This is a genomic window from Paenibacillus sp. FSL P2-0089 (genome assembly GCF_038595095.1).
GTDB lineage: Bacteria > Bacillota > Bacilli > Paenibacillales > Paenibacillaceae > Paenibacillus_AQ > Paenibacillus_AQ silagei.
Genome location: NZ_CP152006.1, coordinates 5,688,579 through 5,713,375 on the forward strand (window position 1 = coordinate 5,688,579; position 24,797 = coordinate 5,713,375).

General features: G+C 55.0%; 20 protein-coding genes and 1 other annotated feature. Of the genes, 1 reads left to right on the forward strand and 19 read right to left on the reverse strand.

Annotated features, from left to right (window positions below; translation table 11 throughout):
• Positions 1-58: 58 nt before the first annotated feature.
• From NST69_RS23855 to NST69_RS23915, 13 genes are all read right to left on the reverse strand, one after another.
• The gene (locus NST69_RS23855; RefSeq protein ID WP_036725912.1) at positions 59-1,093 is read right to left on the reverse strand and encodes a rod shape-determining protein; all 1,035 of its coding nucleotides are present in this window, start codon (positions 1,091-1,093) and stop codon (positions 59-61) included.
• Between the two features lie 39 nt (positions 1,094-1,132).
• Entirely contained in the window at positions 1,133-1,822 is a 690-nt protein-coding gene (radC, locus tag NST69_RS23860) for a DNA repair protein RadC (protein ID WP_036725914.1), read from the reverse strand.
• Positions 1,823-1,848: 26 nt separating this feature from the next.
• Positions 1,849-2,451: a Maf family protein gene (locus NST69_RS23865; RefSeq protein WP_209877001.1), complete on the reverse strand. Its 603-nt coding sequence runs from the start codon at positions 2,449-2,451 to the stop codon at positions 1,849-1,851.
• A 37-nt stretch (positions 2,452-2,488) separates the two neighbouring features.
• Entirely contained in the window at positions 2,489-2,734 is a 246-nt protein-coding gene (locus NST69_RS23870; protein ID WP_036698966.1) for a DUF4321 domain-containing protein, read from the reverse strand.
• Positions 2,735-2,961: 227 nt separating this feature from the next.
• Positions 2,962-4,317, reverse strand: coding sequence for an SPOR domain-containing protein (locus NST69_RS23875; protein WP_342547301.1), 1,356 nt, complete (start codon positions 4,315-4,317; stop codon positions 2,962-2,964).
• A 76-nt stretch (positions 4,318-4,393) separates the two neighbouring features.
• Entirely contained in the window at positions 4,394-5,581 is a 1,188-nt protein-coding gene (locus NST69_RS23880; RefSeq protein ID WP_342547302.1) for a glycosyltransferase, read from the reverse strand.
• A 175-nt stretch (positions 5,582-5,756) separates the two neighbouring features.
• Positions 5,757-6,938 carry a glycosyltransferase family 4 protein gene (locus NST69_RS23885; protein WP_342547303.1) on the reverse strand — a complete coding sequence of 394 codons (1,182 nt, stop codon included), beginning with the start codon at positions 6,936-6,938 and terminating at the stop codon, positions 5,757-5,759.
• Positions 6,939-7,167: 229 nt separating this feature from the next.
• Positions 7,168-8,544 carry a UDP-N-acetylmuramate--L-alanine ligase gene (gene murC, locus NST69_RS23890; protein ID WP_036725920.1) on the reverse strand — a complete coding sequence of 459 codons (1,377 nt, stop codon included), beginning with the start codon at positions 8,542-8,544 and terminating at the stop codon, positions 7,168-7,170.
• A 7-nt stretch (positions 8,545-8,551) separates the two neighbouring features.
• Positions 8,552-9,928, reverse strand: coding sequence for a folylpolyglutamate synthase/dihydrofolate synthase family protein (locus NST69_RS23895; RefSeq protein WP_342547305.1), 1,377 nt, complete (start codon positions 9,926-9,928; stop codon positions 8,552-8,554).
• Positions 9,929-9,933: 5 nt separating this feature from the next.
• Complete coding sequence (locus tag NST69_RS23900; RefSeq protein WP_342550215.1) at positions 9,934-12,570, reverse strand: valine--tRNA ligase; 2,637 nt, start codon at positions 12,568-12,570, stop codon at positions 9,934-9,936.
• 159 nt (positions 12,571-12,729) lie between these two features.
• Positions 12,730-13,014 (reverse strand) — a binding site (T-box leader).
• 92 nt (positions 13,015-13,106) lie between these two features.
• Positions 13,107-13,769, reverse strand: coding sequence for a stalk domain-containing protein (locus tag NST69_RS23905; RefSeq protein WP_342547306.1), 663 nt, complete (start codon positions 13,767-13,769; stop codon positions 13,107-13,109).
• Positions 13,770-13,968: 199 nt separating this feature from the next.
• Positions 13,969-15,333: a LysM peptidoglycan-binding domain-containing protein gene (locus tag NST69_RS23910; protein ID WP_342547307.1), complete on the reverse strand. Its 1,365-nt coding sequence runs from the start codon at positions 15,331-15,333 to the stop codon at positions 13,969-13,971.
• Between the two features lie 135 nt (positions 15,334-15,468).
• A complete protein-coding gene (locus NST69_RS23915) occupies positions 15,469-16,890 on the reverse strand; it encodes a glycosyltransferase family 4 protein (RefSeq protein WP_339250528.1) in 1,422 nt (473 codons plus the stop codon).
• 195 nt (positions 16,891-17,085) lie between these two features.
• Here NST69_RS23915 and NST69_RS23920 point away from each other — a divergent pair, with 195 nt between their 5' ends.
• Positions 17,086-18,327: a GGDEF domain-containing protein gene (locus NST69_RS23920; protein ID WP_339311292.1), complete on the forward strand. Its 1,242-nt coding sequence runs from the start codon at positions 17,086-17,088 to the stop codon at positions 18,325-18,327.
• Between the two features lie 297 nt (positions 18,328-18,624).
• Here the strand turns inward: NST69_RS23920 and NST69_RS23925 are convergent, their stop codons facing one another.
• The 6 genes from NST69_RS23925 to hemB form a co-directional block, all read right to left on the reverse strand.
• Positions 18,625-19,485: a neutral zinc metallopeptidase gene (locus NST69_RS23925; protein WP_340980081.1), complete on the reverse strand. Its 861-nt coding sequence runs from the start codon at positions 19,483-19,485 to the stop codon at positions 18,625-18,627.
• Positions 19,486-19,679: 194 nt separating this feature from the next.
• A complete protein-coding gene (locus tag NST69_RS23930; RefSeq protein WP_036725930.1) occupies positions 19,680-20,231 on the reverse strand; it encodes a hypothetical protein in 552 nt (183 codons plus the stop codon).
• 182 nt (positions 20,232-20,413) lie between these two features.
• Positions 20,414-20,857, reverse strand: coding sequence for a hypothetical protein (locus NST69_RS23935; RefSeq protein ID WP_342547310.1), 444 nt, complete (start codon positions 20,855-20,857; stop codon positions 20,414-20,416).
• Between the two features lie 419 nt (positions 20,858-21,276).
• Positions 21,277-22,470, reverse strand: a complete 1,194-nt coding sequence (locus tag NST69_RS23940; RefSeq protein ID WP_342547311.1) for an RluA family pseudouridine synthase — start codon at positions 22,468-22,470, stop codon at positions 21,277-21,279.
• Positions 22,467-23,768 (reverse strand): glutamate-1-semialdehyde 2,1-aminomutase, encoded by a 1,302-nt coding sequence (hemL, locus tag NST69_RS23945; RefSeq protein ID WP_342547312.1) that lies wholly within the window; start codon positions 23,766-23,768, stop codon positions 22,467-22,469. The genes NST69_RS23940 and hemL overlap by 4 nt, the downstream gene beginning before the upstream one ends.
• Positions 23,769-23,792: 24 nt before the next feature.
• Positions 23,793-24,791, reverse strand: a complete 999-nt coding sequence (hemB, locus tag NST69_RS23950; protein ID WP_342547313.1) for a porphobilinogen synthase — start codon at positions 24,789-24,791, stop codon at positions 23,793-23,795.
• Between the last annotated feature and the right edge of the window lie 6 nt (positions 24,792-24,797).

Consider the following 24,797-nt stretch of genomic DNA (forward strand, 5'->3'; position numbering starts at 1 on the left):
CCCTCTAATAACCGTATTTCTCCAACCTCAGGGGTTGACGTTCACAGTCCGCATGATCCTAGCGTTTGGAGCGGAGGCCCGAACTGCTGCGGCTCTTGAACAAGTGGATATTCTCCAGCGCCTTGCCTGTGCCGATTGCAACACAGTCCAGCGGATTCTCGGCCACAATCACCGGCATTCCGGTCTCACGCGCCAGCAGCTTGTCCAGGTTGCGCAGAAGTGCGCCGCCGCCTGTAAGCACAATGCCGCGGTCCATAATATCGGCAGCCAGCTCCGGCGGACATTTCTCCAGCGTAACCTTCACGGCTTCAACAATTGCATTCACAGTATCGGACAGAGCTTCGCAGATTTCATCGGAGGTAATGGTCAGCGTCTTCGGCAGACCGGTTACCAGATCGCGTCCGCGGATCTCCATCGTCTCAGCCTTCTCAAGCGGCAGGGCAGAGCCCACATCCATCTTGAGCTGCTCGGAGGTACGTTCACCGATCATAAGGTTATACTGGCGCTTGATGTATTGGATGATAGACTCATCTGCATCATCCCCTGCCACACGTACAGAACGGCTGGTAACAATACCGCCGAGTGAGATTACCGCCACCTCGGTAGTTCCGCCGCCGATATCTACAACCATACTTCCGGTTGGCTCCCATACAGGAAGATCTGCACCGATGGCAGCAGCAAAAGGCTCCTCGATAATGTAAGCTTCCCGCGCTCCGGCCTGCTTCGTAGCATCCTCTACCGCACGCTGTTCAACGGCAGTAATTCCGGAGGGCACACACACCATGACATTCGGATGGCGCTGGAACATCGAGCGCTGCTTCTGGGCCTGGCGGATGAAATATTTGATCATAGTTGCTGTAGTATCGAAATCAGCGATGACCCCGTCCTTCATTGGACGGATGGCACGGATGTTGCCCGGTGTGCGTCCGATCATTTTTTTGGCGGATTCCCCTACTGCCTCTATCGTCTTAGTATCGGTATTAATAGCAACCACGGACGGCTCTCTGACAACAATTCCTTTACCGCGCACGTAGACAAGCGTATTCGCTGTCCCCAAGTCAATTCCTAAGTCTTTCGTAAAACCACCTAACATCTTGTATGCTCCTTTTCCATGTGAATCTAGACAATTGTATTACATGTAGCCTTTCTCTTTCAAACTTACGTAGCTGCTGTCTCCGATCACCAGATGATCCAGCACATCAATGCCGACAATCTCGCCTGCCTGCATCAGCCTGGAAGTCAGTGAGATGTCTTCAGGGCTTGGTGTAGGATCACCGCTCGGATGATTATGTGCGCATATAATTGCTGCGCTGCTGCATTTCATGGCTGCCCGGAACACCTCGCGGGGATGCACAATGGAGGCATTAAGGCTACCCATGGACAATGTTTCCTGCGCAATAACATGATTCTTCGTATTCAGGAACAGACAGATAAAATGCTCCTTCTGCAAATAACGCAGCTGCTCAGTCAGAATCTCCGCCGCGTCCTGGGGACTGCGGATAATGACCGGTTCGGTAAGCCGGGAATTCGCCATACGTCTTCCCAGCTCTATGCCTGCTTTGAGTTGCACGGCCTTGGCAGGGCCAATGCCGTTAATTGTTGTCAATTCTTCAATGCTCAGATCCGCCAGTCCGCGGAGACCGCCTGCATGGCTCAAGAGCCGCTGGGCGATAAGAAGGGCTGATTCACGGTGCGCACCTGTGCGCAGCAGGATAGCCAGAAGCTCCGCTTGACTTAATGATTCCGCCCCATAATGCATCATGCGCTCTCGTGGTCGTTCTTCATGGGGGAGATCACGCAGCATAAATGATTGCGACTCCATCCCTAACCTTCTTTCTTCGGCTACCCTTACCGGTTCAGCACCGAAATGCCAAACCCGGACAACATACCGCTCAGCAGTGACAGCGGCAGACCGACCACGTTAAAATAGCAGCCTTCAATTTCTTCCACCAGGGTGGCGCCCAGTCCTTGTATCGCGTAAGAGCCGGCTTTGTCGGCAGGCTCCCCGGTCGCTATGTAAGCGGAGATTTCCTCTTCGCTCATTGCTCTCATAGTTACAGAGGTTACCCTATGATCTACCAGGGTACGTCCCTCTGCGGAACCGATGCAGGCCACCCCGGTGTATACCTGATGCGTCCGGCCTTGCAGCATGCCCAGCATTCTGGCGCTGTCCTGCTCGTCCGCCGGCTTGCCGAGCACCATTTCGTCAAGCACAACGATCGTATCGCTGCCGATAATAACGGCATCCCGGTCTCCTGCAACAGGAATCACAGCTTCTGCCTTACGCAGCGCCAGATTCCGTACAATAGCTTCAGGGCTCCATTCAGGCGGCGTACTCTCATCAGCATCGCTGGACAGCACCTCAAAGGGCAGGCCAAGCGAGGCTAACAGCTCACGCCGCCGCGGCGAACCTGAGGCCAGAATAATATGCCGCGAATTGTCATGCTCCACTGTAATTAACGTCCCTTCTTGATGCTGCCAGCTAAGGCTACAGCCTGCGGTACAGCCACACGGCTGTAATAATTCCGGCAAGACTGAGCAGGCACAGTTTCAAATGGATTGTGATGTCATAGGTTATGATGTCTAAATCGGCTTGCGGCGACCACTTGAGAACAGTCGAAGCTGTAAGAAAAGACAGAGCTTGTACAGGTTCCAGCAGCTTGGCAATCCAGGCTCCGGCCAGCCAGCCCAGAATAAGAAATAACAGCAGTGTTCCTACATTTTTCTTCTTCATTCAAGTCTTCCCTCGCCATTTTTTGACACCCTAATTATTATACGGTGAAACGGAGTGCAATACAAACTCAAAATCCATCCAGGGAATGTTTACCACGTAAGCAGCCTGCGGATCTTATCACACCGCAGGATTATGTCTGGAAATACAGCAATCCCCCGCCGGGCAAACGCCTGGTACGGGGGATCATTTATTTAGCCTATAGTCAGCAGTGAAGTACGCCTCAGCTGTCAGCTCATGGCGGACAACAGGCTTTTCTGGCCGGTCAGGAAGCTCATCATGGCCTCCTGCACCTCCCAGAGCAGCCCCTCCGCCTTATTCTTATTGTATTCGTTCAGGGCGGCTATCCCCTGGCTCATGGATTTCTCCAGCCCGTCAGCGATTCTCTGCCCTTCCGGTGTGAGGCCCGGCTCCAGTGCCTTGACTGCCTGGGTCCACTGCATATGGAGATCGCTTACCGCTCCGCCAGCGTTCCCGCTGTCCCCCCCGCCAAGCAGGGAAGCAGACAAGCTGCTGAGCTCGCTTAACAGCTGGCTGCTAAGCTTGAAGTAGCTGTCCACCGCCGCCGCCGTTCCGGTATAGCGGACCTGGTTCACCGCTGGCAGGGCCACTTCTCTCACGTACAGCTCGATGCCCTGCCCCTTAAGGCCATTGCTGAGCAGCTTGGCCTGCTCACGGTCAGGAGACAATCCGGCGTATACACGGTTGCCGTCTGCCGGGTCAAGACCTGCGGCAAGGCCGGCGGTCAGCAGCTCCTGCCGGGCCTGCTCCGCTCCTGCCGGTGTACTGAAAACGCCATATTGCAGCAGATAATAGCTCTGCGGCGCAACCTGAACCGGAATCTGCGTGCTCACCGCTTCTCCCGTCTGCTCAGGAGGCACGCCCGTAATGTCAGACGCGTCACCGCTGTTTGCCGCCTTTTGCCCCTGAGTAATTCCTGTCTTAACCGCTGCATTGCCGGGAGCTTTAGCAGTCTCCCCCGTCCCTCCTGTGATGAATGACAGGGCTGCGTATCCGAGCAGAATTCCCGTTCCCAGCGCTCCAGCGACGGACAGTGCGAACTTCCACCAATACGAGGGACGGCGGGTATGATAAGAGCCGCCGTAGCTATTCCCTTGAACTCCGGATGGATCATGACTGTCTGTAGCGGATTCACGGTTATCTTCATACAGCGGGTAGTACTCATCTGCTGAATGCAGACCTTCTTCATCTGCCCCTCCATAGAAGGAATGATCCTCCGAATCTTCACTCTCTTCCCATAGATGCCTTGCAGAAGCAGGACGGACAACAGAATACAGCCCCAAATCATAGTTATCCTCAGGAGCTTTCGGTTTCCGGCGGCCGGAGCCCGGGGGCTTCAAGTAAGCTGCCTCTACAGGCCGGGGCAACTCCACCTTCTCCAGATCCACAATATATTCATCGGCCTTGGAATAGGAGGATGTCTTAATTTCCCCGTGCTGCACCTTGTCAGTGTCCTTATTCTCCAGAACCACACCGGTTTCGTTCACTGCCCGGCGCTCTGCCGTCTCTGTCCGCTGTCTGCCCTGGTTCCCGTCGAAGCGGAATGTCATTCTTCCGTTATTCAATACCCTCACCTCGCGATCTTCAGTTCTATACTGAAAGATATGAAAGATGCGAGAGAGATATGCTATTTTAATATATTTACACCAGACTAAGCAGCTTCGCCTTCACGCCGTCTGCTGCATAATGCCTGTTCAGTGTCCGGTAGGCCTGATCTGCAATAATGGAGCCAAGCTCCGGCGTGGTCAGCAGCCTGATCAGATGATCGGCAGTGTCAGCCGTTGTTCCTGCCAGCAGGATATTCCGTCCCGGCTCGCAGAGCAGCTCCTCCGAGCCCTTCAGGCTGCTGACCACCGGCGTGCGGAGGGCCCAGGCCTCCAGAATGCTGCTTTGAGCGCCGCAGTCCTCGCAGCATGAGGCAACCACAGCTCTGGCCCTGCGGATATAATCGGCTGTCTGTATAGCTTCACTGATAATTAAAATAGAAGAGTCCTTCCGGACGGCAGCTGCGACCTCTGCGTGCACCTCTCTGCTAATAATGCAGCAACGGATATCCGGCACCGCCGCCCGAATCAGCGGATATACCTTCTTGAAGAACAGCAGCGCTGCATTCTTGCCGTCAGTGGAATACATGTTCCAGTGCAGAACGATGGAGTTATCCTTGGCAGTATCTCCCGCAGCCGCATAAGGGGGGGCACTCAGATTAATGTACGGCGGAACAACATGCACCTTGCCTGCATCGGCAAAGGATAGCGCCTTAAAGGACAGCGCCTCATCTTCTGAAGCGGCCAGCAGCAGGCTGGTCTTGTTCATTAACCGGCGCTCTTCGCGGCGGATCAGCGCATCATTCAGCTTGCGGTAGCCTGTACTTATTCCCCGCTTGCCAGCCGCCCGGCTCTGCACCCGTATGCCACCGGCACGGCGGGCGTCGGTGACGATAACAGCCCCGGGAAGCAGCGAGGCGACCAGATCCAGCCCATTGCCGAGCATGGCATATGAGACAAACACATGGCTGTAGGCATGCTGGCTGCACATCTCGGTTATTACCGCCCGCAGCGACTTGTCATTGCCGATCATCGAGGCATCCTTGCGGAGCCTGTTCAGCGGAAACAGCAGGCTTCTGCGGGTGGATGCAGGCCGCTTCACCTGATGCACGGTCAGGGCAGGACTGCGCAGAATCTGCGTCTCGCGGCGGTGGTAGCAATACTCCAGCAGATCAATATCAAACCGCTCCAGCAGCATATTAAGGAAATTCTCTGTTCTGATGTCTCCTTCCCGGTCTCCCGGTGTGTGACTACGGGCAGAAAGGAACAGCATTCTCTCTCTCATGGCTATAGCTCCTTGGTTCTATGTAAATGTGTATGAATATGTACGAAACAAAAAAGGCCGGATGACATCCAGCCCAGAAATGTGAAACTTTCGATGTAGATCTATAGTAACGCAATTCCCCTGAGAAGGTTGTCGATTTATGGGGAAAAATAATTATTTTACCTTCCACATCCCTTCAGACCAGACGAAGCAGCTTATCCTTGACACTTTGCGCCTCATAATTCGCCAGCAGAATCTCGTATGCACGGTCCGCAAGCACTACTCCTCTTTCATGATCCTGAAGCAGCAGTGTCACACTATCGGCAAAGGAAACCGGGTCATCGGCAATCATAATATTCTGCGAATGCTCATAGAGCAGCCCTTCTGCCCCCTTGGAACTGGATACGACAGGAGTCCTCAGCGCCCAGGCTTCCAGAATTTTCAGCCTTGTCCCGCTGCCTTCCAGGAGCGGAGCTACGACCACCTGCGCCTTGCGTATATAATCCGCCACACTGTCCACATACCCGGTGATGACGATACAGGAATCCTTCAAGGCCAGTGCCGCTACCTCCGGATGCACATCCCGTCCGACAATATACCACTTAATGTCCGGTACCCTCGCCTTAACCAGAGGATATACCTCACGGTAGAAGTAGAGGGCTGCGTTAATATTAGGGAAGTAGTTCATATTACCCGGAAGAATAATCCACTGCTCCTTGGACAGCAACGTCTTGGTCCGGTAATCCTCCATGCGTATGAAATTGGGAATGACATGAACCTTCTGCGACCGGCTTGGAGACAGTGCCTTGAAGGCCAGAGCATCCTCTTCCGAAGTAGTCAGCAGCAGATGGGTCTTGTCCATCAGCTTCAGCTCATCCCTGCGCGTCCATATAGCATTAAGGGAATAGTAGACCTTGGCGATCCCCTTTTTCCCGCCTGCCAGCTGTGCAGACAATCCGCTCTCGAAATTATGCGCATCGGTAATGATCACAGTGTCAGGCAAGCAGCGCTGTACAATGTCGATGCAGCAGCCCAGCAGGCTGTGCGAAATAAATACATGACCGTAGGAATTCCGGCGGCAGAGCTCTATAATCTTGGCCTTCATGTCCACATCAACATGGCTCATATACGAGCAGTTCCGCCAGGTATAGAGGGAACGGAGAAGCGCTCTGCGGTAGCTGACCGTACGCTCTACTTCATACACTGTAAGTGACGGAAGTTCCTCCGGCGTCCCTGTCTTCCGGGGATTGGCATAGGTGATGAGCTCCACCTCATATTTGCCCTGCAGAAGCTTCAGAATATTGCCTGTTCTCAGCTTGCCCCCGCTATCCTGCGGATATGGATTCTCTGCGGAAATGAATAGCAACGGTTCCTTCATGGCCTCTTCTCCTACTCTCCAATGATCAATTCGCCCTGGACTGCCCGGGACATCTAGGATCTATTACCCAAGTTCGGGTGCTTGACCACGCAGTTCCTTCCCCGCTGCCGAGCTGGTGCTCAATCCTGCGATTCTATGGGGAATATAGTAACTTCGCATGCAAAAAAACGGCCCTACACTCCCTATTAAAGGAATGTGGAGCCGTTTCTGTAATCAATGCGATGCTATCTTACCGGTTCTTCAGGCTGTCTGCCAGCGCATAACCGACCTTCCAGATATCGCCTGCACCCATGGTGATGACCAGATCACCGGGAGCGATCCGGTTCTGCAGATCTGCCAGCACAGCTTCCTTCGTCGGCAGATGCCGCGCACCGGCGTTGCTGTTCTGTACGATCAGCTCTACCAGCTTGGCGGAGGTGACGCCCTCAATCTGCTTCTCACCCGCAGGGGAGTAGATATCGGTAATAATCACTTCGTCCGCCTCGCTGAACGCACGGCTGAACGCATCCAGCAGGAAGAAGGTACGCGTGTAGCGCTGCGGCTGGAACACGGCGATAATGCGTTTGCCGGTTGCCTTGGCGGCGCTGATCGTAGCTTGAATCTCTGTGGGATGATGCGCATAATCATCAATGACGAGAATCTCGTCAACCTCGCCCAGCACCTGGAAGCGCCGTTTGGCGCCATGGAACTTCACAATCGCAGCCGCAATGGCTTCAAAGGCAATGCCCGATTTCAGGCAGGAAATCACTGCCGCCATAGAGTTATACAGATTGTATTGTCCCGGAATAGAGAGCTCAATCCGGCCTAACACCTCAGTTCCATGGTTCATCGTATAGGATACCTGCCGGTCGCCGAGAACAATATCAGTCGCTGTATAATCAGCCGTCTCTGATTCGATCCCATAGCTGATCACTGTACCTTTTACCTTAGGCAGCAGGGATTTCAGATTCTCATCATCCGCACATACGATAGCTGTCCCGTCCTCGCGCAGCTGATTCATGAACTGAACATAAGCATCCTTCAGCTTGCCGAAGTCGCCGCCGTAGTTCTCCAGATGGTCAGCTTCTATGTTCGTAACGATTCCCAGCCAAGGATGGTATTGCAGGAACGAGCCGTCACTCTCATCGGCTTCTGCCACGACGAATTCCCCTTGTCCCGCTTTGGCATTCGTGCCGACATTCATAATCTCCCCGCCGATAATGTAGGTAGGGTCCACGCCGCAGTCTTCCATCACCAGAGCAATCATGGAAGAGGTGGTAGTCTTGCCGTGCGCTCCGGCCACCGCAACGCCCTTGCGTTCATTCAGCAGCCGAGCCAGCATCTGCGAGCGGTGCAGAATCGGAATTTTCAAACGCTCCGCTTCCACCCATTCCACATTATCCGCGGCAAGCGCCGTGGAATAGACGACCAGATCCGCACCTTTTACCTGCTCCGCCGTATGCCCGATGAAGACCTTGGCACCTTTGGCAATCAATTTCTCCGTTAACTCCTGGGCAGCTACGTCAGAGCCTGTAACTGTATATCCCATCTCCAGCATCACCCGGGCAATCGCGCTCATACCATAGCCGCCGATCCCTATAAAATGCACACGTTCAGTAGTATCCAACAGTTCGTCACCAGCCTTTTTCAGAATCGGGTTGCCGTAAAAGCGTACTGCGCACATCAGAAATCAAATACAGCGTTCCGGACACAACTGCAAGGTCATCGTCCGCTGTGATCGTCTGCAGCTTCTGCAGCGCTTGGCCCCAATTACGTTCTACTATGATTTCCAAGTTTTCCTTGGCATATTTACTCCGCAGACTTTCTGCGATCGCCTGCAGATCTTCCGCGTCCATTTTCTTACGGAAATCCGGTTCGGTCAGGATGAGCGTATCCACTATAGGCAGTATATGCTTGAGATACGACTCGTGATGCTTATTTGCCAGCATCCCCATGAGCAAATTTAATTTACCGTAAGGCTGGAACTGCGGAAGGCTCTTCGCAAGGCTCTCAGCCCCTTCCGGATTGTGCGCGCCGTCCAGAATAATTCTGGGCGAGACGCTCACTTCCTCCAGTCTTCCGGCCCAGAATGTGCCCCGGAAGCCCTCCAGCACATCCTCGTCCTCAAGCATGAAGGCCATATACTGCCGCAGCACCTCAAGCGTCATCATGGCCCCGGCCGCATTCTCCAGCTGGTGCTCGCCTTTCATAGCAATATCCAGCTCAAGCCCGCGGAATGGCCCATTGAAGGTAAAGTGCTGGCAGCCGTCTCTCTGCTCAACATTACTATAGCTGAAATCTTCTCCCGCTAAATAGAGTGTCGAGCGGGTAGCCGCCGCCTTGGCCTTCAATACAGCTACAGCCTCGGGCTGGCTTACACAGCTGACTACAGGAACGCCCGGCTTAATAATCCCGGCTTTCTCGCCGGCAATCAGCGTAAGCGTATCTCCCAGCACATCGGTATGGTCATGTCCCACATTGGTAATGACCGACACAACCGGAGTAACGATATTCGTTACATCCAGCCTTCCCCCAAGCCCCGTCTCCCATACGACTACATCGGGATAACAGACTTCGCCGTAATAGAGAATCGCGAGCGCCGTCGCCACCTCGAACATGGTCGGTGAGCCTAGCTCAGTGCCCGCAATCTCCTCTACCAGCGGACGCAGCTGATTGGCAAGCGCAAGCAGCGTCTCCTCAGGAATATCCGTCCCGTTGTACTGGAACCGGTTCGTGAACTTTGTGATATAAGGAGAGGTAAAGGTCCCCACCGAATATCCGCTCTGAATAAGGGCCGAGGTCAAAAAGGCGCAGGTCGAGCCCTTGCCGTTGGTCCCCGCCACATGAATGAACTTAAGCTTCCGGTGCGGATGTCCGAGCTTCTCCATTAGCAGCTCTATCCGCTCCAGACCCGGCCGGATTCCAAAAGGAATCAGGCTGTTGATCCAGTCAACGGCTTCTGTATAAGAACTTAAGGGAGCGGCAGCGCCGCTCCAGGTGATCTCTTCCATGTCTGTTATCCTCTCAGTTCTGCAATACGGGCCAGCACCTTCTCGCGTCTGTCGGAATAATCCGCCTGCTTCGCCCGTTCCTCTTCGATGACTTTCGCCGGAGCTTTGGCCACAAAGCCCTGATTACTGAGCTTCTTCTCCACACGCTCCACTTCGCTGTTCAGGGTCTGAACTTCTTTTTCGAGACGAATAATCTCCTGATCGATATCAATCAGACCGGACAGCGGCAGAAGCAGCTCCGCTCCGGTAACCACGGCGGACATCATTTTATCCGGCGTCTGCGGCGCAAGGCCTGCTTCGAAGGAAGAGGTGTTGCAGAAGCGCCCGATGTAATTGTCGTTGCGGGAAATAATGTCCAGGGTGTCCTGGCTGCCGGCCTTGATAATCAGCTCGACCTTCTTGCTCATTGGCGCATTCACTTCCGCACGGATACCGCGAACGGCCCGGATAATATCCATCAGCAGGTTCATCTCTGATACTGCCTGCGGATTCTCAAGCGCCGCATCGTACTTCGGCCACTCGGCCAAGGTGATGGATTCGCCCTGATGCGGCAGATGCTGCCAGATCTCCTCCGTAATGAACGGCATGAACGGGTGAATCAGCCGCAGTGTGCGGTCCAGCACGTAAGCCAGAACAGACTGGGTCTTGGCCTTGGCAGCTGCGTCCGCTCCGTATAGCGAGAGCTTGGCGAATTCGATATACCAGTCACACAGATCATCCCAGATGAAGTTGTAGAGCAGGCGTCCGGTCTCGCCGAACTCGTACGAGTCAATTAGACGCGTAATATCGCGGGAAGTTTCGTTCAGGCGGTGCAGAATCCAGCGGTCCGCTGTGCCAAGCTCACCTGTAATGTCAATATCTTCAAAGGTTACGCCTTCCAGATTCATCAGCGCGAACCGGGAGGCATTCCAGATCTTGTTGGCAAAATTACGCGCCTGCTCTACCTTTTCCATACGGAACCGCAGATCCTGGCCCGCTGTACTGCCGGTAGTAATCATATAGCGCATGGCGTCAGCGCCGTACTGCTCGATTACATCCAGCGGATCAATACCGTTGCCCAGAGACTTGGACATCTTGCGTCCTTCGGCATCGCGTACGAGTCCGTGCATCAGCACATCGGAGAACGGCTTCTGGCCAGTGAATTCCATGGCTGAGAAAATCATGCGCGCTACCCAGAAGTAGATGATATCGTAGCCGGTAACCAGTACATTGTTCGGATAGTAACGCTGATAGTCGCTGCTGTCCTGATCAGGCCAGCCTAAGGTAGCGAACGGCCAGAGGTTCGAGCTGAACCAGGTATCCAGAACATCCTCATCCTGCTTCAGGTCAGACAGCCCGCTGATGCGGCGTGCTTCTTCTTCATCATGTGCAACTACAAGCTCCCCGGTGGATTCAGAGTACCAGGCCGGAATACGGTGGCCCCACCACAGTTGGCGGGAGATACACCAGTCGCGGACATTCTCGATCCAGTTCAGGTACGTCTTCTCGAAGCGGTCCGGCACGAAGTGGACCCCGTCACCGTCCTTCTGTGCAGCGATGGCTGCTTCTGCCAGCGGCTGCATTTTGACGAACCACTGGGTGGACAGATAAGGCTCTACTACGGCCCCGGAACGCTCACTGTGCCCAACCTGGTGTACATGATCCTCAATGGAGATCAGCACGCCTTGCTCCTTCAGGTCGGCTACGATGGCCTTACGGCAGTCGCTGCGGTCCATTCCCTGGTAAGCGCCCGCTTCCTCATTCATCACTCCGCCTTCATCCATTACGTTGATCTGCGGAAGGTTATGGCGGACTCCCATCTCGAAGTCGTTCGGATCATGCGCCGGTGTAATCTTAACTGCACCGCTGCCGAAATCCTTATCTACGTATTCATCGGCAATAACCGGAATCTCACGTAAGGTAACCGGCAGAATCAGCGTCTTACCGATCAGATCCTTATAGCGCTCATCCTCCGGATGTACCGCTACCGCTGTATCGCCCAGCATCGTCTCGGGCCGCGTGGTAGCCACCGTGATATGGCCGCTGCCATCCTTCAGCGGATAACGCAGATGGTACAGATGCCCGTTCACTTCCTTGTATTCAACCTCGATATCCGACAGCGCTGTACGGGCAGCCGGGTCCCAGTTAATAATCCGCTTGCCGCGATAGATCAGGCCCTTCTGGTACAGCTCCACAAATACCTTGCTTACCGCCTTCTTCATTCCATCATCAAAGGTAAAGCGTTCGCGGGAGTAATCGAGGGACAGGCCCATCTTGGCCCACTGGTCATGAATAGTCTCTGCATACTGGTCTTTCCAAGCCCACACCTGCTCCAGGAACTTCTCACGTCCCAGATCATGGCGGGAGATTCCCTGCTGGCGCAGCTTCTGCTCTACCTTGGTCTGTGTAGCAATCCCTGCATGGTCTGTACCCGGCAGCCACAGGGTATCATATCCCTGCATCCGCTTGGTGCGGATCAGCACATCCTGAAGCGTGAAATCCAGCGCGTGTCCGATATGCAGCATTCCTGTTACATTCGGCGGCGGAATCACGATGCTGTAAGGCTCTGCATCCGGCCGCTTGCCGGCTTCGAAGAAGCCCTTCTCCATCCAGTACGCATACCATTTCTTCTCTGCCGCTCCCGGATCATATGTAGTCGGCATGTCGCTCTGCTTGTGATTAGCTGAAGCGGTAGCTTCTGCCGCTTCCTGCTGGTTCGGCAGCTCTGCTGCCGCATTGTTGTTATCAGCCATTGTGAACCCTCCACTGTTAAATGTATTGAGTAGCTAGCGGTTTCTGAGAATACAAAAAGGCCCTTCGTCTCAAAGGACGAAAGGCCATTCTTTCGCGGTACCACCTTTGTTTCGCGCCAATAAAAAATAAACCACTGCCTTAAGTTCCCTTACAGGTTCCTGAAGCTTAGCGCGACACTCATGCAGGGTAACGGCTGCAACCGGCCGCATCCTAACCGGTCTTCATGATGAAGACAAGCTCAGAAGGGCAACTCCGGGGCGACTTCGGGGGCTGCATCCTGCGGGAATTCACACCAATGATAATCCCGCTCTCTGAAGGGCTGACCGCCTACTCTTCCCGTTCCCAGTCTTTATGCTAGTTATTACTTAGTTCAATAATACATTCAGTGTTATCCCTAGTCAACCAGCATATACACAAAGGGCGCGCAGCAGACGTACCTTGGTGCCTACTCCCCGCTCCAGATCACTTGAACCACATTGAAGCCCTGATGGCTGCCCGTTCCGGGAGCGCCATCCAGCGTAACGGAGAATGTGCTTCCGGCATCAATAATCGAGAAGGCTGAGGCGGAGACCTCCTCAGATTTGGAGGTTGCCCCTTTTTGTACAAAATAGTCCTTGTACGTATTGCCGAGCGTCTCCAGACTCTGCTTCGTGCGGTAGCTGAAGGTCGCGGACGGCTTACCGGTCGCCGAGCCTTCGATCAGATCAAATATCTTCGCGTCCGCCGGAAGCGGGAAGTCCGCCGGCAGACTCTTCGGCCGCTTCACAGAATCTGCTGGTGTTCCTGCGGACGAGCCGCCGGAGGAGACAGCCGGAGCAGCCGCATCACCGATGATGACCCGGCTGGTTGCAGCATCGTAAGTAACAGCGGTGTTCAGCGCTTCGCCGATGGAACGTACCGGCAGATAAGTGATGCCGTTGTAAGTAATCGGGGCGAGGGTTTTGCCGTTACCGTCTTTGGGCGTGTACGCCTGGCCGTTCACGACGATCCCGATTTTGTTGTTCAGGAGCGCCTTGATCTCCTGCAGATTACTGGCGGCGTAGACTCCAGCCGAGACTGTGAGCGTCAAGCTTAGTGCGGCCGCAGTGGCTGCCACTTTTCTCTTCATGTGATATATCATCCTTCCAGAAGTAGTGTACCAGCGCATAGCTGCCTGAATGTGTAATGTATGTAGGCCGGTAGTGACTATTACCCCCGGCTGAACGGTTTGTAAACCAGAAGCGGATTTCACAAAGAAACAGGAACAGCCCCATCCGTAAGGCAAGGGCTGTTCCTGTTAAGCCTAAATTCTCCGCACAGCGTCAATCTCAAGGAATGTATAATACCTGTCCCTCTTCTACAATCTGGCCGGACAGCCGGTTATACATAGTCAGCTCCCGGGTGCTTAGCTGGTATTTCTCGGCAATCGTATCCAGTGTCTCCTCGCGCTGGACAATGCAGAGCCGTACCTTGCGGAACAGCTCTGTCCCGCCCATCCCGCCGATGAACCGGCTCTTCCACGCTGTATCATTGCCTGCCTCAGGAACAGCCTGCGCTACAGAGTCTATATTGCCCGAGAGCAGTTCCTCCTGCTCTCTGTTGGCGCGGCTTGCGCTGAGCAGCGAGGAGAAGGTGAGCGGCTCCTGCTCGGCGGCTCCCGGTTCTTTTTTGCTGCCAAGGGCAACCTTGAGATCCTGCTTCTCCTCCTGGGGAGACAAAGATTCCGCAGACAGGAAGACTTCATTGTCTGTGGCCTGGATCTCCTCTGCCGCCTCCCCTCCTTCGTTCCCGGCAAACAGCGCAGCGGCATCGTTGGCAGCGGAGGTAAGCACCGGCTCCGGCTGCGACACGGCATGAAGCTTCGCATTGCCCCAATGATCCACAGTGTTCAAGGCGGCGGTGCCTGTCTGAAGCGTGGTGTCCTCCTGAACCGAGCCGTTCACAGCCGCTGGTGCCGTCTTCTCTCTGGAGGTGAGGAAGTGAGCGGAGGCCTTATCAGCCGCCGGCTTGCTGCCTGCCGAAGAAGCCGTATCCAGGCTATGGGTCCTTACTCTGGGTTCCTTGTCCTTCAGGGGTGTGGAGAGATAGGCCGCGGGCTGGCTGTAAGAAGTATCTTCCGCGTACAGCGGCTCCGCTGCTGCCTGAGCCGGAGCAGCGGAGTTCTGATCTTCCGCAGAGCCCTCTGCAGTCCCTTCACCATAGGTCCAGAGCGAATTCTCATACAGGGTATCATTCTCCGGATTGCGGATTATCTCCTCAGCCGCCCTGCTGTCTCCTGCCTCTGGCGAATACGCTACCGTGTATTCCTCCTGCTGCCAGGCCGGCTGTACATCTGCACTTCCGATTCCGCGTAGCGAGAGCACTCCGGTAATGTTGACGGTTCGCATCGTCAGCAGATCAATATCGAAATTCTCGATCTCCACCCCTATGTCATCAAGTGAGCTGACCCGGGTCAGCGGAACAGTGATTTCAACAGGAATTGCATGCTCCAGACGCTGTGTAAGGTCATCCTCCCCCCGGTAGAGTCCGGTGAGCAGCAGTTGTCCGTGCAGCTCGGCCCGGTCCTCCCGCTGGATGACCTGGATGTCGGGAACCAGCTCGACTTCCTCCAGCTCTGCTATTCCCGGAAGCTCTTCCGAAAGGTGAATGCGTTCATAAATATCAAACCGCAAGCCATGGGACTGGTCAAACACGGGAAATGTCCTCCTTCTTGGCATAATCTATCCCTGAGACAAGCCCAGAGTATAAGCCCAAAATGTTACTCCCCTCATGTATATGCTTCAATCAGGCAGGCATGACAACTTTGCCGCTTCAATTGCGGACAGCGCCTATGCCAGGGGAGGAAGGGCCGTACGTGCATCAGGAATAGAGTAGTGCTGCGGAAGCTTGACACGCATCGTTACGGCAAGCGGATTCCCCGGATCACCCTCGTTAAGCACATCTGCCGGATGAAAAGCTGCCGGCAGCGCACCCGCGCCCGGTTCTTCCCCAAACCGGAGGTGATCCGGAATTCCCGGCCGGCCCGCCCGCAGATTGACCGCTCTCTGGTATACATGCAGCGTACCCGCAGCCATGACATCCAGCGAACGGGTCTGCTCTGCCCAGCGCTTAGCCTGGAGGCCGGTGCGTCTTCTCAGTCCCTCATCCCCCAGCAGCTGCTCCATCTGCAGGGCGAGCTGAGCGGCATCTCCGGGAGGAACAATCCAGCCCGTCTCTCCCTGCCGGACCATCTCCGGCATGCCTGCGGTTCCGGCGACAATCGGCGCGATCCCGGCAAGCTGCGCTTCTGTAACCGAGAAAGGCTGCGTATCCTGGAGTGAGGGCTGCACATAGATGTCGGCAGCCCGGAGTGCAGCCGGAATATTGTTCAATTTCCCGGTGAAATGGACCTTCCCGGCGATACCCAGCAGGCGGGCCTGTTCCATGAGCTCCTCCAGGAGGCTGCCGATTCCGGCCACCGCACAGATCCACCGCTGACAGCGCTGCTCCAGAATGCCTAGCGCCTCTATCAGCACATGGACGCCTTTGATATATTCAAGACGTCCGGCATACATGATTACAGGGATTCCTTCTGCAAATTGAAGTGGCGGCGTCTCTGCGGCCCTGGCTGCATATTGATGCAGGTCCAGCCCGTACGGCAAGGTATGAATACGGTCCGGGCTGACCCCCAGGCTCTGCGTAAGCTGTCCGATCCACTCCGAAGAGACCAGAATCTGGTCAGCCGCCTGGGCACCCAATGTCTCAAGCCTGCGGAAGTAGCTCCAGATCGGCCGCTGCTCATAGGCCTCCCGGGTCAGTCCGGGCTCAAGTCCTTTGTACTCATAGTAGGTCTCCTTGGTCAATGCCCCATGAACACTTGCGACCAGCGGAACAGGACGGCGCATGATCCGCCGCAGTGCATATGTGGCTATAGGGTCCTGGGCATGAATGACATCATATTCCTCCAGCCCCAGCACAGCGGCGCCGCCCTCGAATACGTAACGCCCCAGCTCAAAGCTGAAGATGCCATGCTCCAGATGCAGCGAGGGGAACCGGCCGATATCAAGCTGGGGCAGCAGCAGCGAATAGAAGGCTTTTTTATCAAAAGACTCCGTCCGGTTGAGCAAATACAATGTATTGTTCTCCACATGGCTGCCCATCAGTGTAACGGAATGGCCCTGCTCGCCCAGCTTGTCGGCCAGCTGCTTCATATACGTCCAAATTCCGCCCATATTGGTGAGGCCCCAGTAGGTGACCAGCAATATCTTCATGCATTCCTCTCCCCGGCTATAGATGTATTTAGGTACAGGAGCAGTCTGCTCCACCCTAATCAGAATAGTATATGTAGGCTGCGGGCAGGCGGAAAGGGATATATGATCATTCCCTGCAAATTTCAAAAATATCTTTTAATCAAGAATCATCTTTTCGGGTATAATCGGTATAAATCCTGAAAGGAAATTTCCGACATGTCAAAAGCGAGGGTATTTGACCTTTTTCTATTTGTCGCATCCCTGGCTATAGCCTTCATTCCCGCGCATGCTGTAGTCCTGGACGCTACCTATATAAAAGCATTACTGCTATACACTATCTTCTCCAGCATCTACTTCCAATTGCGGATTGTGACCCGGAGCGGGAACTCAACAATCGATTATGCCATCAGCTATACCTCCTCCTTCGGGATTTTTGCCGGTCCGCTCGGCACGCTCCTGTTCGAGACTGTATACCGGTTCATCGTATATTTCTATAAAAAGAAAACAAAAACCGCCGATCCCGGAGAGTTCCTGGATACCTTCTACAATATCGGTTCGTTCACACTGGGCGGCTCTGCTGCGTACTATCTGTATACGGCGCTCTCTCCCCTGGCGGACAAGCTTCCTCTCGGATACTGGCTGTTGTTCCTGCTCGTGGTCTGCGTTACCACCCTGCTGTCCTCCACCTTCCTGGTGCTGACCTTTGCCTTGTCGGGAGATATCAAGACACGCCGGGAAGCGAGGAACCTACTGTTCCGAAGCCGGAATCTGCTGGATTTCAGCAAGGTGGCTCTTAGTAATGCTCTGCTGCTGCGGCTGCTGCAAATGGAGAAATGGGAGATGCTGATCGCCCTGTTCCTGCTCAACTATGTAGTCAGTATCTCGTTCTATTCGAAGTCGCAGAGTGCCCAGCACAAGTATGAACGCGACAAATTCGAGCAGATGGCTTACCGCGACTTCCTGACCGGAACCTATAACCGGGCGCATATGGACAAGATGATGAAGGAGCTGAACCAGAGCGGGGAGTACATCGGAATTGTAGTGGCGGATATCGACCGGTTCAAAAAAATCAATGACAGCTACAACCACGCCGTTGGTGACCGGGTTATTGTTCATTTTGCCAAGACGCTGCAGAAGCATCTGCAGGAGCAGGATATTCTGTTCCGCAGCGGCGGGGAAGAGTTCACGCTCTTTCTAAGGGACAAGACCTTCGAGGAGTGCAGGACGCAGATTCAGGAGATTCTGGACAGCCTTCACGGTCACACCGTAAGTGCAGAATTCGAGGAGCAGATCATCCGCGTGCCCTATTCGGCATCCTTCGGACTCTTTTACTATAAGGCAGACCCGGATCAGAAGACCTCTATGGAAAAAGGGTATGTCTATGCCGACCAGCTCCTGCTGGAGTCCAAGAAGCTTGGCCGCAACCGTCTGTCTTACCGGAATGATGTGCAGCCGTAAGCACATGTTCCCGCGCAGGGGGAACTGCGTGGGAGGGACGGGCAGAACCCGCCAAATGTATGCTGTTTTTGGCATACATTCGGCCCGTGCGCCTGCGCGGGAGCACAATGTATGCTGTTTTTGGCATACATTCGGTCCGGGCGCCTGCGCGGCAGCACAATGTATGCTGTTTTTGGCATACATTCCAGCTTCCCGGCGGAGCAGAAACGGCTCCTCATAATAATGTCCCTAATAAGAACAAGAGCCGCTCTCCGTCAAACGGATGGGCGGCTCTTGTGGTGACAGAGCAGTTGCAGGCTACAGTTCAGCAGCCTTAAAGGTATCTCCACCGGCAATCGTGCCGGAGTTAAAGCCCTTGTAGAACCAGCGCTTGCGCTGTTCGGACGTTCCGTGTGTGAAGCTGTCCGGCACCACATATCCCTGCGCCCGCTTCTGGATCGTATCATCCCCGACTGCGCTCGCCGCGGTCAGCGCCTCATCCAAATCTCCTTCCTCCAGCAGATTCTGGCCCTGAACATGATGCGCCCACACCCCGGCATAATAATCGGCCTGCAGCTCAAAGCGGACCTGATATTTGTTGAATTCGGTCTCGCTGAGGCGCTGGCGCAGCGAATTCAGCTGCTCGGAAGCGCCCAGCAGCGTCTGCACATGATGACCCACCTCGTGGGCAATCACATACGCCATGGCGAAGTCACCCGGCGCCTTGAACTGCTGCTGCAGCTCATCATAGAAACTGAGGTCGATATACAGGTTGGCATCCCCCGGGCAATAGAACGGGCCGACGGCCGAGCTCGCGGTTCCGCAGGCAGAGTTCACGCTGCCGCTGTAGAGCACAAGCGTCGGGTCCTGATAAGTCATCCCCTGCTCCTTGAAGATATCGGACCAGACATCCTCGGTATCGGCCAGCACCACGGATACGAACTCGGATAACTCCTTCTCCTGGGCGCTCTGTTCATAAGGGACACTTGAGTTCGTGCCCGAACCCGTTGAGGTCAAATTCCCCATAATATCGCCGATATTCCCTCCGCTCAGCAGCGTAACAATCACTATAATCACAATCCCGCTGATTCCGCCGCCAATCAGCTTGCCCCCGCCTCCGCCGCCGCGGCCTCTGCGGTCTTCCACATTAGAACTGCCCCTTCTACCCTGCCATTTCATGGCCTTCCCCCCAGTTATGAATACTCGCGCATGCTGATGTATTTGTACTTATTACTGTTATACCCATAATTGCAGGGGTGCCACTCTCTTGAACAGCGGAGCCGGTCTGTCGACAAATGGAAACAGCATAGCAAAACCCCTCCACAGCCGCAGCCATGAAGGGGTTAACATCGTTTAAATGATGGAACAGCTGTTTATTTTGCAGCTTTGGCCGCACTTAGAATGGCCTTCAGGTAACCTTGAGTATCCACCAGAGTTGCACCGCTTACAGCGTCAACAACTTGCTCTTTGCTTTTGTTAGTCAGTGTAGCTTCAAGGGATTTTATAGTTTTGCCTGTTGCGAATTTCTCGATAGCCGCCAGGTTCTTGTCATAGGCTACTGTCGATTTGGCTTCTTCCGTCATGTGCTCACTGTAGTATTTGGCGTTGGCCTTCTTGGAGGCCAGCACCATATTAGGGTCTTTGTAATTCTTGCCAAAATCCTTGTCCGAGTTCGGTACGCCAGTGGCTACATCGGTGCCCAGGAACTGATAATCATCCAGCGAAGCCGCAACGATTACGCCATTCTGGACTACAGCAACCGCTACGGTGAAGCATTTGGTGCCATGGGCAGCCGCTTCCACCCGGCCCACCTTAAGCGGTGCACTCGCTGCCGAAGTGACATTGTTCAGAGCGCCGCTGTTCCCTACCCCGACAAGTGCCAATGAGATGCCGGCCACGAGCATTAACTTAGTAACTTTTTTCACAAATATTCCCCCAGTTCATCAAATAGACTGCGCTTACATAATATTTTTATCAATATATTGGAAGCCCGTCAGTTACAAATGTTACTGGAAATCTGCAAATATCTGGATTGTAAATGCGCAGAGGGAAATTAAAGGGGATATTTGGAGACCAAGCTGCCAAAATAGCAGTCAGCCTCCATAGATTAGCTGCACTTCTCTTTAACCGTCACCTTGTCATTCGTGATTATGACCTTGGAATATCCGGATAAAGTTTCGGTGTAGGAGCATACTCCGATGGTTTTGGGAACGTCCGGTTCTCTCGGGTCCGAATACTTCAGATAAACTCCGCCTTCACCGCTTAAGCTAAGCCGGGGCTTAATTTTTACTGTTTTTCCGCTTTTGAGTATCTTGCCAACTTCGTCTGCTGACGCCTCCGCTGATGCGCCGGTTACCACTCCCGTCTCCAGAATACTCAGCTCAAAGTCCGATTGATTGTCCACCGTCACCCGGAAGCTCTGAAGCTGGGCAACCAGACCCAGTACACCGTAGTTGTTGTTCAGTTGCACAACCACCATTATTCCGGCGGCAATCACCAGGGTCGAGACGGCTAAGATTCCTAACACTCTGCGATTCCATCTCAATCTCACAGCCAGATCATCTCCTCATATTAGTAAGACAGGCTTGAGCGCGGAAATGTATCAGAGGGCACGTGGGCTAACTGGTGGCTACAATGAAATAAGTGGAAAAAGGGCAACTGTTCACCAGTAAATCTACGAATATCCGGCAACAGTTGGAACAACAACACTTATATAACCTGAAAATAAACATATAGGACATATTGAGAAAATTAGATGCCCTAAATCCACTTAACGTTCCCTGGAGAGTAATAGTGCGTAAATTAAATAACATAAATCCACTTCTTGTTCGATGTTTCGGCTGGGGGAGGTCGCGCTGAACAACAACTAAAAAGCCGAGCCGCAATCCTCCAGATATCAGAGAAACGCGGCCCGGCTGGGCATGGCATCTATTGAGTTACTTAACTTCACGGAGCCGATTAGGTAATGGCCTACTCCTGATCTACGCCGCCGATTTGCTCGCGCAGGCGGCGCAGATCCTCCGGCCAGGGATCAGATACCTCGATCTTACTTCGGGTCCAGGGGTGGGCGAAAATCAGCTTCTCGCCATGCAGTGCCTGGCGGTCGGAACTCTCCTGCTTCGCCTTGACTCCCGGCTTCGAAGGTGGAGCTGGCGTCTGCTTGCCTTGGACTTGCAAACCAGGGGTAAGGCCTGCCTTCTCCTGCTCTTCGAACCAGGCCGTAATGGCAGATTTCACCTGACCAGGCTCCGAACGAAGGGGCTGCTTCTCCTTAAGGCTGTGGCCGGAAGGAATACCCGCAGTATGCCAGGCCGATCCTCCATAGAGGTCGTCCCCGAAGAGCGGATGCCCTGTATGGCTGAGGTGGACACGAATCTGATGCGTCCGGCCCGTCTCCAGCTGCAGCTTCACTACGGTTCCGCCGGGCAGGGCTTCGCGTCCCACAATCCGTGTTACCGCCTCCTGCCCTCCCGGGGATACCCGCCTGCGCGCCGCATGATGGCGGTCACGGCCGATCGGGGCATCAATAACCGTAAGCTCCGGCGGCACTATGCCTTCAACAATCGCGGCATACAGGCGGGATACTTTCTTCTCACGCATATCTTCATCCAGCACAAGCTGGGCGTATTCGTTCTTCGCATACAGTACAGGTCCGGTAGTATCCTTGTCCAGCCGGTGGATATGGCGGACGGGAATCCCTCCGCCGGAGGCCGCATAATGCGCGGCTACGAGATGATCCAGCGTCACTTCCGTGCTGCTTCCGTCCGGATGAACCGCCAGACCCGCAGGCTTGTGGACCACAAGGCAGAAGTCGTCCTCGAACAGCACCTCAGCCGCAGCCTCCTGCCATACCGGCTCTATTCCGGCTTCCCGGTGAGGGAACAGGGCCAGCCGCAGCCGGTCGCCCCGCCACTGGATGCCGTTCTCGCGGCGCAGCCGGGCGTGCAGCTTCGCTGGCATCCCGGCTACGCCCAGCAGCCAGGCATCGATGGCGGCCTGCTTGTCGGCAGCCGCTGTAATGACCCGGCCAGGCATGGCTTCCAGCCATTCGCCGCGCCGGGTCCACTTGCCGCCGCCCGCGAAGGGGTCGCTGGCGCCATCACTTCCGTCTTGGATCTCGCCGCCGCCATGCTGGCCGGACAGCTCCTCCGGTCCAGCCGTCATAGCGATTTCAGGGCCTGGTAATGGCCCGCAATCGTATCGTCAATATCCTGCTCGCTGTGCGCAGCAGATACGAACATTCCCTCGAACTGGGACGGCGGAACGCTGATGCCCTGATCCAGCATTTTACCGAAATAACGCTTGAACAGCTCCAGGTTACTGGTCTTGGCCGTCTCGAAGTTAATGACCGGCTCCTCCGTGAAGAACGGACATACCATCGAGCCCACGCGGTTAATCGTCAGCGGAATTCCCGTCTCCTGCGCATTGCGCTTAAGTCCGGCTTCCAGTCTCGCGCCAAGCGACTCCAGACGGGTGTAGACCTCAGGGGTCAGCAGCGCAAGCGTGCTGTAGCCCGCCGCCATCGCCAGCGGATTCCCGCTGAGTGTGCCCGCCTGATAGATCGGGCCGGACGGGGCGATCTGCTCCATGATCTCTCTTTTGCCGCCGTAAGCCCCTACAGGCAGACCGCCGCCAATCACCTTGCCGAAGCAGGTCAGATCCGGGTCCATCCCGAACAGCCCCTGCGCACATCCCCGGTCCACACGGAAGCCGGTCATCACCTCGTCAAAAATCAGCAAAGCCCCGTACCCTGTAGTCACCTTGCGGAGACCTTCCAGGAATCCCGGAAGCGGAGGCACAACGCCCATATTTCCGGCGATCGGCTCAACGATGATAGCGGCAATCTCGTTGCCGTAACGCTCAAACGCCATTTTGACCCCGTCCAGGTCATTATAAGGTACCGTGATCGTATTCACGGCCACACCTTCCGGCACGCCCGGACTATCCGGCAGCCCCAAGGTCGCCACCCCGGAACCGGCCTTAATCAGCAGGCTGTCGGCATGGCCGTGATAGGAGCCTTCGAATTTGAGGATTTTGCTGCGTCCGGTATAGCCGCGGGCCAGTCTGATCGCGCTCATCGTCGCTTCCGTTCCCGAGTTCACCATGCGGACAATGTCCACCGAGGCTACGCGTTCTACCACGGTTTTGGCCATTGCGGTCTCAAGCAGGGTCGGCGCGCCGAAGCTTGTCCCTCTGGCCGCAGTCTCCTGCAGCGCCTTCACCACCTCAGGATGGGCATGTCCCATAATCAGCGGTCCCCACGAGCAGACGTAGTCAATGAAGCTGTTGCCGTCAATATCGTAGATCCGTGAGCCTTCGCCCCTCTCCACATAAACCGGGGTCAATCCTACGGATTTGAATGCCCGGACCGGGCTGTTCACCCCGCCGGGAATATATTGTTTTGCCTCTTCAAAAGCCATGCGGGAAGCCTCTTCCCGGCGGTTCAACGGCATATTGCCCATGCTTGTTCCCTCCAGTTCCTGATCCTAGCCGCGCAGCCAGCGGGCTGCGTCCTTGGCGAAATAGGTAATAATTATATCTGCTCCGGCGCGCTTCATGCCGGTCAGCATCTCCAGCACAACCGCCTGCTCATCGATCCAGCCCTGCTGCGCAGCCGCCTTGACCATCGAGTACTCCCCGCTGACGTTGTAGGCTACAAGCGGCAGATCGAACTGGTCGCGGATGGTGCGGATGACATCCAGATAAGCCAGCGCAGGCTTCACCATCAGCATGTCCGCACCTTCCAGTACATCGGAATCCGCTTCGCGAATCGCTTCCCGCAGGTTGGCCGGGTCCATCTGATACGTCTTGCGGTTGCCGAACTGGGGAGCGGAATCTGCCGCTTCGCGGAACGGGCCGTAGAAGGCAGAGGCGTATTTTACCGAATAGGACATAATCGGCACCTGCTCGAAGCCATTCGCATCGAGTCCGGCACGGATCGCCTGCACGAAGCCATCCATCATGTTGGACGGCGCGATAATATCCGCCCCTGCCCGGGCCTGCGAGACCGCCGTGCGGGTCAGCAGCTCAAGCGAAGCATCGTTGATGACATCCCCGTGCACCACACCGTCCACTGTATGGGTATGCACCATGCCGCAGTGGCCGTGGTCGGTGAATTCACACAGGCAGGTATCGGCGACAACCAGCAGGTCGGGATACCACTTTTTGATCAGACGCGTGGCTTCCTGCACAATGCCATCGTCTGCGAAGCCGGACGAGCCAACCGCATCCTTCGTCTCGGGAATACCGAACAGCAGTACCGCCGGAATGCCCAGGGAGGCAATCTCATCCACCTCCGCCTTCAGCGTATCCAGCGAGAAATGATAGACGCCGGGCATGGAGCTGATCTCATTCTTCACACCTGTTCCATAGGTTACAAAAATCGGCTGGATGAAATCCAGCACATTCAAAACGGTCTCGCGCACCATGCCGCGAATACCGGCCGACCCGCGCAAACGGCGGTGTCTGGTTATTGGAAAGCTCATTGCTGT

Bases quoted from the DNA above. Each gene is read 5' to 3' on its own strand.
- NST69_RS23855 (WP_036725912.1), bottom strand. From the start codon at position 1,093: ATGTTAGGTGGTTTTACGAAAGACTTAGGAATTGACTTGGGGACAGCG.
- radC (WP_036725914.1), bottom strand. From the start codon at position 1,822: ATGGAGTCGCAATCATTTATGCTGCGTGATCTCCCCCATGAAGAACGA.
- NST69_RS23870 (WP_036698966.1), bottom strand. From the start codon at position 2,734: ATGAAGAAGAAAAATGTAGGAACACTGCTGTTATTTCTTATTCTGGGC.
- NST69_RS23880 (WP_342547302.1), bottom strand. From the start codon at position 5,581: ATGAGAGAGAGAATGCTGTTCCTTTCTGCCCGTAGTCACACACCGGGA.
- NST69_RS23885 (WP_342547303.1), bottom strand. From the start codon at position 6,938: ATGAAGGAACCGTTGCTATTCATTTCCGCAGAGAATCCATATCCGCAG.
- NST69_RS23895 (WP_342547305.1), bottom strand. From the start codon at position 9,928: ATGGAAGAGATCACCTGGAGCGGCGCTGCCGCTCCCTTAAGTTCTTAT.
- NST69_RS23900 (WP_342550215.1), bottom strand. From the start codon at position 12,570: ATGCCGACTACATATGATCCGGGAGCGGCAGAGAAGAAATGGTATGCG.
- NST69_RS23905 (WP_342547306.1), bottom strand. From the start codon at position 13,769: ATGAAGAGAAAAGTGGCAGCCACTGCGGCCGCACTAAGCTTGACGCTC.
- NST69_RS23915 (WP_339250528.1), bottom strand. From the start codon at position 16,890: ATGAAGATATTGCTGGTCACCTACTGGGGCCTCACCAATATGGGCGGA.
- NST69_RS23920 (WP_339311292.1), top strand. From the start codon at position 17,086: ATGTCAAAAGCGAGGGTATTTGACCTTTTTCTATTTGTCGCATCCCTG.
- NST69_RS23925 (WP_340980081.1), bottom strand. From the start codon at position 19,485: ATGAAATGGCAGGGTAGAAGGGGCAGTTCTAATGTGGAAGACCGCAGA.
- NST69_RS23940 (WP_342547311.1), bottom strand. From the start codon at position 22,470: ATGACGGCTGGACCGGAGGAGCTGTCCGGCCAGCATGGCGGCGGCGAG.
- hemL (WP_342547312.1), bottom strand. From the start codon at position 23,768: ATGGGCAATATGCCGTTGAACCGCCGGGAAGAGGCTTCCCGCATGGCT.
- hemB (WP_342547313.1), bottom strand. From the start codon at position 24,791: ATGAGCTTTCCAATAACCAGACACCGCCGTTTGCGCGGGTCGGCCGGT.